The sequence below is a fragment of the Marinoscillum sp. genome, from assembly GCF_965229915.1.
Lineage (GTDB): Bacteria > Bacteroidota > Bacteroidia > Cytophagales > Cyclobacteriaceae > Marinoscillum.
Genome location: NZ_CBDDJZ010000002.1, coordinates 108143 through 122426, shown reverse-complemented (window position 1 = coordinate 122426; position 14284 = coordinate 108143). Strand labels below are relative to the sequence as shown.

The 14284-nt window shown below is 43.4% G+C and carries 13 protein-coding genes; 1 reads left to right on the top strand and 12 read right to left on the bottom strand.

The genetic code is table 11. The features are described 5' to 3' along the window. Window positions 1-19: 19 nt before the first annotated feature. The 11 genes from ACO067_RS22605 to ACO067_RS22555 form a co-directional block, all read right to left on the bottom strand. A complete protein-coding gene (locus tag ACO067_RS22605) occupies window positions 20-1486 on the bottom strand; it encodes a DUF4493 domain-containing protein (RefSeq protein ID WP_421878709.1) in 1467 nt (488 codons plus the stop codon). Window positions 1487-1491: 5 nt separating this feature from the next. Further along, window positions 1492-2730: a DUF4493 domain-containing protein gene (locus ACO067_RS22600; RefSeq protein WP_421878706.1), complete on the bottom strand. Its 1239-nt coding sequence runs from the start codon at window positions 2728-2730 to the stop codon at window positions 1492-1494. 21 nt (window positions 2731-2751) lie between these two features. Next, window positions 2752-4662 carry a DUF4493 domain-containing protein gene (locus tag ACO067_RS22595; protein ID WP_421878704.1) on the bottom strand — a complete coding sequence of 637 codons (1911 nt, stop codon included), beginning with the start codon at window positions 4660-4662 and terminating at the stop codon, window positions 2752-2754. A gap of 103 nt (window positions 4663-4765) precedes the next feature. Beyond that, window positions 4766-5338: a hypothetical protein gene (locus ACO067_RS22590; RefSeq protein WP_421878702.1), complete on the bottom strand. Its 573-nt coding sequence runs from the start codon at window positions 5336-5338 to the stop codon at window positions 4766-4768. Between the two features lie 2 nt (window positions 5339-5340). Beyond that, entirely contained in the window at window positions 5341-5841 is a 501-nt protein-coding gene (locus tag ACO067_RS22585) for an RNA polymerase sigma factor (RefSeq protein WP_421878699.1), read from the bottom strand. Between the two features lie 64 nt (window positions 5842-5905). Beyond that, the gene (locus ACO067_RS22580; protein ID WP_421878696.1) at window positions 5906-6535 is read right to left on the bottom strand and encodes a protein-tyrosine-phosphatase; all 630 of its coding nucleotides are present in this window, start codon (window positions 6533-6535) and stop codon (window positions 5906-5908) included. Window positions 6536-6550: 15 nt separating this feature from the next. Beyond that, window positions 6551-7423, bottom strand: coding sequence for an arsenite methyltransferase (locus tag ACO067_RS22575; protein WP_421878693.1), 873 nt, complete (start codon window positions 7421-7423; stop codon window positions 6551-6553). 45 nt (window positions 7424-7468) lie between these two features. Further along, window positions 7469-7798 carry an ArsR/SmtB family transcription factor gene (locus tag ACO067_RS22570; protein ID WP_421878690.1) on the bottom strand — a complete coding sequence of 110 codons (330 nt, stop codon included), beginning with the start codon at window positions 7796-7798 and terminating at the stop codon, window positions 7469-7471. A gap of 73 nt (window positions 7799-7871) precedes the next feature. Then, window positions 7872-9578, bottom strand: coding sequence for a DEAD/DEAH box helicase (locus ACO067_RS22565; protein WP_421878688.1), 1707 nt, complete (start codon window positions 9576-9578; stop codon window positions 7872-7874). Window positions 9579-9696: 118 nt separating this feature from the next. After that, complete coding sequence (locus tag ACO067_RS22560) at window positions 9697-10602, bottom strand: SMP-30/gluconolactonase/LRE family protein (protein ID WP_421878685.1); 906 nt, start codon at window positions 10600-10602, stop codon at window positions 9697-9699. After that, entirely contained in the window at window positions 10595-11938 is a 1344-nt protein-coding gene (locus ACO067_RS22555) for an exonuclease domain-containing protein (RefSeq protein ID WP_421878682.1), read from the bottom strand. The genes ACO067_RS22560 and ACO067_RS22555 overlap by 8 nt, the downstream gene beginning before the upstream one ends. 192 nt (window positions 11939-12130) lie before the next feature. Here ACO067_RS22555 and yaaA point away from each other — a divergent pair, with 192 nt between their 5' ends. Beyond that, window positions 12131-12895, top strand: coding sequence for a peroxide stress protein YaaA (gene yaaA / locus ACO067_RS22550; RefSeq protein WP_421878679.1), 765 nt, complete (start codon window positions 12131-12133; stop codon window positions 12893-12895). Window positions 12896-12940: 45 nt separating this feature from the next. Here yaaA and ACO067_RS22545 read toward each other — a convergent pair whose 3' ends face one another. Further along, window positions 12941-14230 carry a M20/M25/M40 family metallo-hydrolase gene (locus tag ACO067_RS22545; RefSeq protein WP_421878676.1) on the bottom strand — a complete coding sequence of 430 codons (1290 nt, stop codon included), beginning with the start codon at window positions 14228-14230 and terminating at the stop codon, window positions 12941-12943. Window positions 14231-14284: the final 54 nt, after the last annotated feature.

Sequence of the window (14284 nt, the reverse complement as noted above, 5' to 3'; positions counted from 1 at the left end):
ATCTTTGGCAAATCACCTGTCAAGGCTCCTGGCATTCCAATACAAAGTCATGTTCAAAAACATCCTCCCCATCAAAATATGAGACATTGTATGGATATCCGAAGGAATTGTAATTGAAACTAGCCAATACAAATCCATCTGACGTTCCGTCCGGTAAGTATTTTAACATCGAGTCCATGTTGTTATCCGTAAATGGAAGAAACTCAAAGTCCAGACAATCATCACAAACCCAAAGTCCTGACTCTCTGATGATGTTGATCTTATCATCGTAGATGAATTCATTGTATTCATAGAGATTTCCACTAGCATCGTACTTATCGAGTCGTGCCGGGTTGTTACTGGCATCCGTATAGGTAAATTGATAGTCATCCTGAACGTTCATATTGGCTCCACTCACTGAGAATGATTGATAATGGATCAATTGGTTTTGCGCGTTATAGGTGTACTCAGCATGGTTGCTATGCTCTAAACCTGATCCAAAATCATAATAACGTTCTCTTATGGACAAATTGCCATTGTCATCATAGATGAAGTCTTCTCTTCGTACCGTTTCTCCGTAACCATTTGCTCTGATCAGCTGACCAATGCCATTGTATTCTAATGTCCAGTGAGCGTCGCTATCATTATCTACAATTTCTATAGAGTCGATTAAACCATCAACGTCATAACTGATCAGCCAACTCTCTACGTCTGCTCCTTCCACAATAGAAAACTCGGTCATTCTGCAGCCATCTATGGAAGAAACAGGCAGATCACCAAGGTCAATGTCCACCGTATCTACACTCTCGTCTACTGTCAAGTTGAAGACGATTTGTCCATCTTCCAGTGTAGCATCTACATTGATATTATAAAGCGTGGCAGGCTGTGGGTCATCGATTGAAGTATTGAACGTACGATCAATGGTGGTTCCGTCCAGTTTCGTATAGCTGAGGTACACTTCAACGGCTAGTGGCTCTACTACGAAATAGCCTTCTCGGGTCTCCCCTTGCACGTAACTAAGGGTAGTCCCGGAACTAACCACTTCTACCTGTCCACTATAAGCATCAAATACGTTTTGAACTTCCGAAGAGAAGTTGATCGCCACTTTGCAGTTGGCCAACTTGGCTTCTATGTCAATGGTCTTCAGTTCTTCCTTGTCGATGGTGAAGTTGTCTGATCGAGCAAAGTAATATGGGCTGTCAAACGCCGCTTCTACCAGGTCATTTGAGGTTGCCTCTACGTAATACTCACCGACTGGAAGTTGTACCTCCGGCGGTGCGCTGGAGAATGGATCAATGACCAGGTATTCCGTACCGTCAGCTTGAAAGATGATGACTTTAAAGTTGTCAGTGTTTACAGCGGCAACCCTGCCAGATGCTGGTTCAGATTCTACCTCTACGGTAATTCCAATGGTTAAGTAACCAAAGTCCTCAGGGGTGGTTGGTTCATCTTGTTGACAGCTGAATACGAGTGCTGCTGATAGAAATAAAAGCAGTAAGTGTTTCATAATGATTAGTTAAGATTAATTATCGGGCCATTATAGTTCCCAGTAATATCAGGACCACCGGTAAATGAGTAATTGAAATTTATTTGATAGATATTGCCAGCTTTTTGGAATGTGATTTCTCCATCAGAAGTGCCATTGATATCAGTATCATACAGTGTATAGCCAGGAAGAACTTCACAACTACTATCATAACCTGGGATATCCCAAATGGTCAATGCCCAAATAAATATGCCTTCTTCCTGAGGAGTATTAGAGCTACCTCCATTATTGGTGCTGAAATCGAACGAAGCATTAGTTAGTTGATCCAACTCTAAAGCTGTACCTATTCCCGCAACGGAGGCAATTTGGTTGCCACTGCACAAATCAGGCTCTCCATCTGAAAAGAGAATTTGACAATCGTAAAAGCCCAGATCTGGTTGGAATGAGCAACCGAAATAGGCAGTAGTTAATTCATAATCCGAGCCATCAATGAACAATGTTCCTCCAGCCGGATTTGCAGATCCACCCAAATCAATATTCACTGTATCTACACTCTCGTCTACCGTCAGGTTGAATACGATTTGTCCATCTTCAAGCGTCGCATCCACATTGATGTTGTAAAGCGTGGCGGGCTGTGGATCATCAATGGAAGTATTGAACGTACGGTCGATGGTGGTACCGTCCAGTTTGGTGTAGCTGAGATAGACTTCCACAGCTAGTGGCTCTATTACGAAATATCCCTCTCGAGTCTCGCCTTGCGCATAGGCTAAAGTGGTACCGGTGCTGACCACTTCGACCTGACCACTATATGCATCAAAGACGCTGGTAACCTCAGAGGAGAAGTTGATCGCCACTTTGCAGTTGGCCAGCTTGGCTTCTATGTCAATGGTCTTCAGTTCTTCCTTATCAATCGTGAAGTTATCTGAGCGTGCAAAATAGTATGGACTATCAAATGCGGCTTCTACCAGGTCATTGGAGGTTGCTTCCACGTAATACTCTCCGACAGGAAGCTGTACTTCAGGCGGTGCGCTTGAAAACGGTTCGATCACCAGGTATTCTGTGCCGTCGGCTTGAAAGATGGTGACTTGAAAGTTGTCGGTATTCACGGTGGCTATCCGGCCAGATGCTGGTTCAGATTCCACCTCTACAGAAATGCCAAGAGCGAGATATCCAAATGCTTGAGATTCAAAGTCTTCTGGCATGTGTTGAACACAAGCATAGGCACACACTAAAACCGCAACGAAGCACATGGATGATTTTTTCATGTTTATGAGGATCTAGTGTGATTAATAATTTCCTTGTTCATCCAGTACGAATACCCATACATCCCAGAAGCCCTGGTTTGTTGGGAAATCACCGTCTGTGGACCTGGAATGAGCTGCCATTAAAATTCCACCGGGTATTGCTGCAACTCCTGTAATTTGATCATCATGATTGCCGGCAAATGTTTTGTTCCAGATTTCATTGCCGTTAGCATCTACTTTTGCCAACCAACCTTCATCCAGGCCATTTCCAGGCAAAGGTGTGCTGTAGCCACCAAGTAGGTATCCCCCATCATCAGAGGTGTTGAGATTTGCTGTACAATAATCCTTCAAAGAAGTACCGAAAGCTCGGTTCCAAATCATGTTGCCGTTAAAATCAATCTGAAAAAGCCAGGTATCTACATCTCCTTGAAAACCAGGTAATTCACTGGATTGCGTTGTACTACTAGCTATGTAGCCAGTGCCATTTTCCAGAATACTGACACCTTGTTCTGAGCCAGTTCCACCGTAGGTTTGTTCCCATTCAATTTCAGCAGATGCATCCAGCTTAATAATCCAAGTATTGCCATCTGCATTGTCCTCACCTAAATCACCATCTGAAGAAGACGTACTTCCGATGATCATAAAGCCGCCTTCTGATGTAGGAATCATATCTCCCAGGAAATCAAGTGAAAAACCACCAAAAGTTTTTTCCCATTGCAGGATGCCATCAGTATCCAATTTAAACAACCATATATCCGGGCTTCCAGGTCCTTGGGAATATGATGAACCTCCTATAAGGTATCCTCCATCAGACAACGGAACTACTGCATCCACCCTATCTTCATTGCCACCTCCAAAAATGTAATCCCAAATCAGGATACCAGATGCATCTACTTTCGCAATGTGTGCATCATAAAAAACGGAGGCATTGGATTGATTTCCGGCTATGATGATATTTCCGTTTAAGTCTTCCTGAATGTCTTGTATTTCTTCAATCCCGGGTGAACCATAAGTAGTACTCCAAATAATGTTACCATCTGGATCGATTTTGAAAACCCAGGCATCCCTTGAACCATTGTTGGTGGTGAGATCACCATCGCTAGATTCTGTCATGCCACTAATGAGAAAATTACCGTCACTTAAAACAAGCGGGCCACCAAGTGCCAGGTCTGACAATGAACCTCCATAAGAGGAAGCAAATGGGGTAACAACATCACTGCCCAAATCAATATTCACTGTATCCACACTTTCATCGACCGTGAGGTTGAAGACGATCTGTCCATCTTCCAGTGTAGCATCCACATTGATATTGTAAAGGGTGGCTGGCTGAGGATTGTCTATGGAAGCATTGAATGTGCGATCAATGGTAGTACCATCTAGTTTCGTATAGCTTAGATAAACTTCAACAGCCAGCGGTTCCACGACAAAGTATCCTTCCCGGGTTTCCCCTTGGGCATAAACTAAGGTAGTACCCGAACTGACCACTTCCACTTGGCCACTGTAAGCATCAAAAACACTCGTGACCTCTGAAGAGAAATTGATCGCCACTTTACAGTTGGCCAGCTTCGCTTCTATGTCAATGGTCTTCAGCTCCTCCTTATCGATGGTGAAGTTGTCTGACCTGGCGAAATAGTATGGACTATCAAAAGCGGCCTCTACCAGGTCATTGGAGGTCGCTTCCACGTAATACTCGCCTACAGGTAGCTGAACCTCAGGTGGAGCGCTTGAGAACGGATCGATCACCAGGTATTCAGTGCCGTCTGCTTGAAAGATGGTGACTTTAAAATTGTCGGTATTCACGGCGGCTATCCGGCCAGATGCTGGTTCAGATTCCACCTCTACGGTAATTCCAATGGTTAAGTAACCAAAGTCTTCTGGATCGGCTGGTTGGTCTTGCTGGCAACTGATGAGTAAGGCTGCCAATAAGGAGCATAAGAAATAAGTCTTTTTCATAATAGGCGGAGTTTTAGTTTACTCACACCTATTTAGCCATTATTTGATGCGCTATTGTATTTTAATTCACCAACGACCTGATCAGTTTGTGAATGACTGATAATTACCCGTTTAAGAGCATTTCCTTCATCTTTTCTAGGCGTTTTCTGTAACGTTTATGAATCAGTTTGTGCTCAAAAAAAGCCAATATGATCATGATGATAAAGAATACGAAGATGCCAACTAAATACTCTACTGGTTTATCTTTTTGATAGAAAGAGACCCATACCACACCGAACATCGGGAAAGCATAAATGAACGCAAAATATGATAACCGCTCACGGTAAATAGCATTGCGGATAGCATGATCCAAATCTCCGAGCATGGTGCGATCAAACATGTTTTCTCCTTTTAGTCGCTCCTGCCGTCTCCAGAATATATATATGACAGAGGCATACAGGATGCCCACCATAGCATAATGATATGGGTTTGATAGTTCCTTCATCAGATTTACACCCAGGACAAAGGATCCAACTAATAGATTGATAAGCATCAACCCTAGCTCCATTTTGTTAATCACTTTACTAGAACTTCTCTTTTTTGTCAAGATACGCTGATACATTGCATCTTCATTGATAGCATAAGCGTATTGCTGACTATCAGCATTCCATATCTTTTGCATGTCTTCAAATTCCATTGTTAAACTTTCATTTTTTCAAACTGTTCTTGTAAGTACTTTTTGATGCGATGGATTTTTACTGCCACGTTGCTTTCAGATATCCCTACGATCTTGGCCATTTCTTTGTAGCTAAAACCATCAAGCAATAACAGACAGAGAGATCGATCCGTCTCTGCCAATTCAGTGATTCGTTCGTACAACCAAACCAGGCGCTCATCCTGATATTCCGGCTGATACTCAAGGATAGGCATAGCCTCTATTGACTGTCTGCCATCTTGATGCTTTCTCTCCTTGCCATGCCATCGAATGGCCGTATTGAAAGCAATTCGGTAAATCCACGTAGTTTCAGCGGACTCTCTTCTGAAATTGGGAATGGAGCGCCAGACTTGTAAGGTGATTTCCTGAAACAGATCATCCCGGTCTTCTTCTGTACGAGCATACGCTCTTACTACTTTGAAGAACAGTCCCTTATGGCGGTCCAACCAATCATGAAGTATGTCCTGCTGCTTTTCTTCCGTCATCAATCGAACATTTGGCTAACTAGTACCAGGGCGGTTATGGATTCTTACAAGTTGAGGAAAAAAATTAAGCAAGATGGATGTTAGAGAATACATAAAACATTTCCGAAGCAATCTGCAAGGAACGATCGTCATACTTAGCTGCTTCCTCCGGAGTATCATCAAATGCCTTCGGATCTTCGTAACGAACAGGTATGCGCTGTTCTGTGCCTGGTATGAATGGACAATTCTCATCCGCATGTGAGCAGGTCATCACGGCAGCAAATTGTTCAGGATCATTAGCCGGGTCATCAAATACCTTGGAGAAAGCTTTGATGGGTTGGCCTTCCCGGGAATGAGTGACCCAGTAAATTGGATTACCAATACCTTCGGCCTTTACCTGAAAACCATTTCGCTTGATCGAAGCAACGGCTCGTTCATTGAAAGCAGTAACTTCTACTCCTCCCGAATAACATTGAGCCGGTATGCCAAAGTAATCTGCAGCCGTTTGTGCCCAAATTTGTGAAAACTGACTTCTACGAGAATTGTGCGTACAGATGAAGTTCAGATTAACCTTATCGCCACCAGCATCTACTTTTTTCTGGATATAGTCGATTAAAGCTTTTAAGACCTCCTTGCGTCCAGCTGGTATGGACAAAGCCCTGGCTTTCCCTATTGTCCGAGAAAGCTCAGGGTATAAACTAGGTTTTGTCGACATAGTTGAGTACAGTGATTAGTTGCAGCACCCAGGTCCACAGCATGCTTCTTCGCTTGCCTCAACCAACTCTTTTGGTTTTCCTCCCGGCTTTTGGCCATTAACGGTAATGCTGAAAATACCTGTTGCACCATTGTTGAACTCGATAACTTCCTCAGCAGAAAGGTATTTGCTCAGAATATCATCAGGGATGGTAATGGGCTTTTCTTTCTGAATGATCACTTGTTCAAATCCGGAGTCTTCAATGGCCATTAGGTAATCCTCCTTCTGGATAGCTCCCGCAACACAACCCGCGTACATTTCGGCATCTTTCTTAAGCGCTTCAGGCAACTCTCCTACCAATACGATATCTGAAATGCTGAAATGGCCACCAGGCTTTAACACGCGAAAAATTTCTTTGATAACCTTAGGCTTGTCCGGAACCAAATTGAGTACGCAATTGCTCACAATCACATCAGCCACCTGATCACTAATTGGCATATCATCTATATCGCCTTCTCTAAATTCCACATTGTTGAAGCCGAGTTTTTCAGCATTCGCTCTCGCCTTGTTGATCATCGCAGGTGTAAAGTCTATACCTATTACTTTACCCTCAGGACCCGTTTCATGACGAGCGACAAAACAATCATTACCCGCACCAGAACCCAGATCGATTACTACATCTCCTTTATCTATCTGTGCAAACTGAGTAGGAAGACCACACCCAAGTCCCAGGTCTGCGTCTTCTACATATCCTCCGGTGTCCGTGTAATCATCCATCATGATGTTGTACACCTTGTTGGAAGTGTCTGTGGCTCCACAGCATGATGCTGCATTTTCGGCTTTACCTTGTTCGGCGATCTTTGCGTATCGTTCCCGAACGACCTGCTTTAATTCTTGTTCGTTGTTCATGGCTTTATATTATTGCAATATTACGATTGATTAAATTAAATTTTTTTAGCAACAGTTTTTGTTGGTATCTAGTCTTTTGAAAATGCGATCAAATTGTTGTTGTATTTCATTCCAACGTGCAGGGTTGATACAGTAACTAATCCGAGCCCCTTCTATTGTTCCCTGAATGATCCCAATATCTTTCAATTCCCTCAAGTGTTGACTAATGGTTGCCTGAGCTAAACCGAGCTCCTGCACAAGATCCCCATTGATACATGCATTAGCCTGCAATAAATATTCAATGATGGCGATTCGAGCTGGATGTGAAAACGCCTTAGCTGCTGTAGCCAGTGCATTTTGTCTGTCTGAAAAAAGATCTGTTCTAGATACTCCCATAATTATATTGCAATAATACGATGATTAGCGTAATAAAAAAAGTGTGATTCAGAAAAATCACACTTTATCAAGACTATCTTCTTCTTCCACGTCTGCCTTCCCGACGTTTATCTGGGCGTTTACGGTCCTTATTTTTCTTTTTCTTGAACTTGTCAAACGCTCCTTCACCAGAAGATGACGGACCGGCTTGATCATCTTTATTCATTCTGATGGCTCTGCCTTCAATCTCAATTCCTTCAAACTTCAGGCTGATGCCTTTATCCTTGCTGGAATCTACATCCACATAAGAACGTGTCTTTTGCATGGTAATGTCACCAAAAAACTTCCTATCTATATTAGTGATGTCGGACATGTAGTGAACCAGATCGGATTTTGTCAAACCATCTACCGAACCCACGTTGATAAAATAGCGGTTAAATCCACCCCCTTTACCCCTCCTTTCAGGGTTACCTCCATGGGATTCGTTCAGATTATCTTCTTCCTTCGTACCGGACGTCAGGTGATCTAACTGAGTGGTGATTAATCGCTTCAAAAGATCTTCTTTACTCAGATGAGCAAAGTGATGGGACACTTCGCTGAGAATATCATCAGATTGTGGGTCCACATTGGTGTTGATGATGATGTTGGCCCAATTATGAATGCGCTTCGTTTTCAGTTCTTCCATCGTAGGAACTTCCACACGCTCAAAGGAGATTTTGATTTTTTTCTCTAACTCCTGGATTTTCCGGCCTTCTCTTGGGTTGATAAACACCATGGAAATGCCTTTCTTACCTGCACGTCCTGTTCGACCACTTCGGTGGGTATAACTTTCCAGCTGATCAGGCAGCGTGTGGTGGAATACATGGGTCAGATCGTTCACATCTATCCCTCTGGCAGCCACATCGGTAGCGACCAACATCTGCATAGAGCGTGTTTTGAAGCGATTCATGACTGCATCTCTTTGCGATTGAGATAGGTCTCCGTGCAAGGCCTCTACCCCATATCCCTGCTGACCCAATTCATCAGCGATTTCTTGGGTTTGCCATTTGGTACGACAAAACATCACCGCTCTCATTTCGGGCTGAAGGTCCATAAACCTTCTGACCGCAGCCAGTTTATTCGCTGTTTTGGTGATCACATATTTATGGGAAATGTCTGTATTACTCTGCTGAACAGTATTGACCGCCACTTCTAGCGGGTTATTCATGTACTTATTGACAATCTTGCGAACATCCGAAGGCATGGTGGCTGAAAACAACCACGTCACCCGATCTTCATTGGTGTAAGACAGAATTTCGTCAATGTCTTCTTTAAAGCCCATATTGAGCATTTCATCGGCTTCATCCAGCACTACATATTGGACATTGTCCAGTTTCACTGCTCGTCTGTTGATCAAGTCTTTCAGCCTGCCTGGAGTGGCCACAATGATTTGCGTAGGCTTCTTGAGTGCCTTCATTTGATTGGTAATGGCGGCTCCACCATAGACCACTTCTATGTTGACAGATTTGATGCCTCGGGCAAAATCATCAAGTTGCTTGGCAATCTGCTGTCCAAGCTCCCGTGTTGGCGCCATTACCAGCGCTTGAGTACGGCTATCGTCTTCTATCAGATCTATCAGGGGAAGCCCAAAAGCAGCGGTTTTACCCGTTCCTGTTTGTGCTAAACCGATGAAGTCTGTTGGATTTTGATTTAAAAGTAAGGGAATGGCTTGTTCCTGAACCGGAGTTGGGGTTTCAAACCCCATTTTTTGAAGGTTGTCTACAATAACCTGGGACAAACCTAATTGACTAAACTTATTCAAAGAATGTGTATTAAATGAACTGCAAAGGTAGACATAATAAAATGGTATTTCGTTAGTACAACTATTTATTCATTCATACCGAAGAAATACCACATGAAACCGAATAAAAGCGCCGAATCTATTGCCATCTCACTCCTTTCACATTCATCTTTAGTGTGAATACGGAATTCATAGCCGTGATGAAAAGAATGTCCTGATTAGGTCCACCAAAGGTTACATTGGCAGTCCAGCTACGATCTACCGGAATGTGGTGAATCTTTATTCCCAAATCGTCATAAACTGTCACACCATCTCCAGTCACATAAATATTACCCTGATTGTCTATCGTCATACCGTCAGACCCTGTATCTGCGAAAAGCCTTTTGTTCTCTAATTGGCCATCAAGTCCAATGTGGTATTGGTAGAGCTTCTTGCCGGTATTGTCGGCTACATACAGGTATTTCTGATCCGGCGTGCCAATGATTCCATTAGGCCGAATCAATGTACTATCCTGAACAATCGGTGTACTACCACCAGGTGGTAGGTAAAACACTTTACAGTTGGACTGCTGCATCGACGTGTCTTTCCAGTAAACTCTTTTGTAGAAGGGGTCTGTAAAATAAATTCCTCCTTTTGCGTCTAGCCACATGTCATTCGGACCATTGTACTTCATGCCATTCCAACCCTTGAGAAGCACTTCATGGGACTTGTCAGCTAGATTGATTCGCCAAAGTTCGTTGGCTTCATCAGCACAGGCAAGTAAGTAACCCTGATCATCCACATACAGACCGTTAGCTCTTCCAGAGCTATCCATAAACAACGTCAAGCCATCATTTGGAGACCATTTCCAAATATCATCATTTGGCTGATCTGTGAAGTAAATGTTACCCTCCCGGTCACTCGCTGGACCTTCTGTGAACTTGAATTGATCAGCTACCAATTGTAACTCAGCTCCCTCAGCGACTATTGATTTAGTTTGCTCTTTTGGATTAGAACATGAAGTGATGATCAGTACTAACAAATAGATTGATGTTAATTTAGGCATAGATGACTTTAGGTTTGTTTTTAGATAAATAGGTTTGAATAATGGAGATTTTATCAGATGTGTTCTCATCTATGTTTACTCGATCTTTCAGGCTATAAAAATCCCCTACTGATTCTTCACTGGTGTCAATAAGTCCATAGCCTATATACTGATCATTTTCGACCAGCACGAAAGGTTGGTCGTGGTTGACCGACAAGCGATGATCGAGGATGACAAAACTATCTCTTTCGAAGTTTCTGGAAGAAAGTGCAGCTTCCACCCGATCATTGTAGGTACCCGACTTTTCTAATTGCCTGCAGGCACCCAAACACGCTCCCTGACAAGCAGAACCTAATCCAACCAGCGGTTTGCACAAGTGGTAATTCTGTGTGATTTTCTCTAAAAAAGCCAGTGCTTCCTTCTTAGAACCAAAAGTTTGTCCTGAGCCTTCACCAGGCATTACAGCCAGATTGAGGTAACCAAACAAATCAGGGTGTGTGGCAATGGACCATTTAGATCGAGACTTTACATAATTGAAATGTGGTTCTAGTCGCTCGCGCTCTTCCTGCAGTCTCAATTGAGCAATCAGTTCGCTACCGGTCAATTCAAAATCAATATCATGAATGAGCGACATGATTTGCTTATTCTTTTGTGCTTTGCTGGTCAGCTGTTTGGTTACTGCTTTGAACAGGTTGCGAGATGCTCCTACATACAGTGGGGTGCCCGCTTCATCATACAAATAATACAAGCCCGGCTCCTCGGGTAATCGATCTACAATGTCACGATCCATGTGGGCCGGAAGCGATTTAAGCCACTTCTCGTTTTCCATCGTGGGATGACCATCGGATTGCTCATAGATCAGATGAAATAGCTCCACAGTAGCTTCCGCATCTCCCCTGGCACGGTGACGACCCACTATCGGTATGCCCAGGTCCGAACATATATTGCCCAGACCGTAACTGTGATGTCCGGGTAAAAACTTTCTTGCCAACCGAACGGTACAGAGCTTTTTCCGCTCATATGGATAACTGAGCTGGGCAAACTCATGTTGCAACATGCCGTAATCGAAGTTGACATTGTGAGCTACAAAAACGGTATTTTCAGTAATCTCCACAATTTGTTTAGCGATTTCTTCAAAACGAGGAGCACCGGCCACCATGCCGTCATCAATACCGGTCAATTGAGTGATAAAGGGTGGAATGGGTATGCCAGGATTGATCAATGATGAAAACTCATCCAGCACCTGCTCTCCATCGGTAATAAAGATGGAAATATCCGTCAGCTTTGAAAACCGGGGAGTTCCTCCAGTGGTCTCGGTATCAATGACTGCATACAGTGTTTTGGGAACTTGTGACATGCTTTCGCAAGATAGTTAATAGTCAACAGTCAATTGACATTACATGAACAGCACAACTATCGAAATACAATGGGCATATGGACTATTTACTAAGGCGCTATAAGTTATAGTTATACTTAGCCAATTATCTTCGCATCTGATCGGAACAATTCCATCGTATTTCGATTTTATTAAGAAACATTGACTGAAGTTATGATTGCTATCGTTTCCCCTGCGAAAACACTGGATTTTGAGACAAAAATAGATACTGAACGAACCAAAGCGCGGTTTTTCAATGATTCAAAAGTGCTGTTGGAAACACTGAAAGGAAAGACTGAAGATGACCTTCAGGAAATGATGAGCGTTAGTGATAAACTGGCCTCTTTAAATGTGGAGCGATTTGCGGCCTTTTCCTCCCGGCATACTGAAAAGAATTCCAAACAAGCGATGTATGCATTTCAGGGAGATGTGTATCAAGGATTGGATGCTGAATCTTTTGACGAGTCTGAAGTGGCCTTTGCCCAGGATCACTTTAGAATTCTATCTGGTTTGTATGGATTGCTACGTCCGCTAGACGCCATTCAGCCATATCGCCTGGAAATGGGAACCTCCCTTCGCGTGAATGGTTCCAAAAACCTCTATGAGTTTTGGGGAGATAAAATCGCCAAGAAACTGAGACGCGATCTGAAAGAGCAAGGAGACAATACTCTGGTTAATCTTGCTTCACAAGAATACTTTAAAGCTGTTGATTTAAAGGCACTTAAAGCCAATGTAATTGACGTAGACTTTAAAGATTTTAAGAACGGAGAGTACAAGATTATCTCCTTCTATGCCAAGAAAGCTCGGGGGTTAATGGCCAAATACATCATCAAAAATAAGATCACTGCTGTAGAGGATCTCAAAGGCTTCAACTACGAGGATTACTACTTTGATGAAGCCAATTCGAATGACAACTTGTTGGCCTTCAAGCGAGGATAAGAACCATTGAAAACATGACTTAGCGCTGCATTGGTTAGCACCTTGTTATTTCGTCAATCGGTAAATCAAGACTGCAGCTCGTTTGGATTGCTTGGGTAAGGCATCCAGATAACCGATTTCATTGACAGAGTGATCGTTCGCTCCGCTGAGTCCCATACCGTCTATCCCCATGCTGATGTATTCCGACGTAAAAGAAATATCCGCAGCTCCCGCATCTGCCGGATTCACGGCAGTTACAGGACCAAACCCCAGATCCTGACTGACCTTGCTGAATTGTTCCATTAGTTGATAATTACCTTCGGTCGGGGCAAATGGAGGATAACCTTCACCAAATGTTATAGTTGCAGTGGTGCGAGGTAGGTTCCCTTTAACTATTCGCTTCATGGATTCTTTGGTTCGTTCCAACTGCTCATTGGTGAGGCAGCGTATGTCGCCAGTAACAATAGTTGACTGAGCTACCACATTATTTTTACCGAAAGCAGTTCCTGATTTGGACTTTTCATCATAGGTGACATCCGTACCGCCCAGGATCACCCCGGGGTTGAATGTCAGGTACTCCTCTCCCGCTAGTTCTACATAAAACTGGTTCAGGATTCTGGAAGCTTCGTAGATGGAGCCGGCACCTACTTCAGACTTAAACACCTGAGATGAATGGGCCGCCTTTCCCGACACCTCCAGTTTCCAACTGGACGAACTCCTTCGTGCTACATTAACAGTGGCGGGGTTGCCATCCGCATTCTCAAATCCCAAGGCAATATCAGCCCATTTAGCCGCTTCAATCAATTCCTTTTTGGATTCTGACAGAGGGCTACCACTGAGCTCTTCGTCACCGGTCATCACCACAAGGATATTCATGTCCTTAAGTAACTTTTGTGCATGCAAAGCAGAGAGTGCCTGCAAAATGATCACATCGCCACCTTTCATGTCCGCAATACCAGGACCTTTGACCGTATTGTCATCTACCTTTTCCCATTTCTGGAAGGGACTGTTAGGTTCAAAAACGGTATCCAAATGACCGATCATCAGTATTTTAGGGCCCTTCCCTCCCTCTATCTTCGCAACAAGATGACCTGCTCTGTTGAATGCCGAGCCATCAGTAAACTCCACTTCCATGCCCAATGCTTCAAATTTTGGAACCAAAGCATCCGCTACGGCTTTTACACCTTCAAAATTCATGGTGCCCGAATTGATATTGACGAGCTCTTCCAAAAGCATCAACGCTTCCTGATTATGCTCATCAACCCATTTAACCAGTTGTTTTTCTGTTTTATTTGATTGGGCTAAAGTAATTGTGCTAAAGAGCAGGTATATCAGAAGTGAGGCAATGAAGCGCATTGATTGTGGGTTAGGTTTAATGGTTATGCAGTGTAAAACTCAAACCTAAAATAA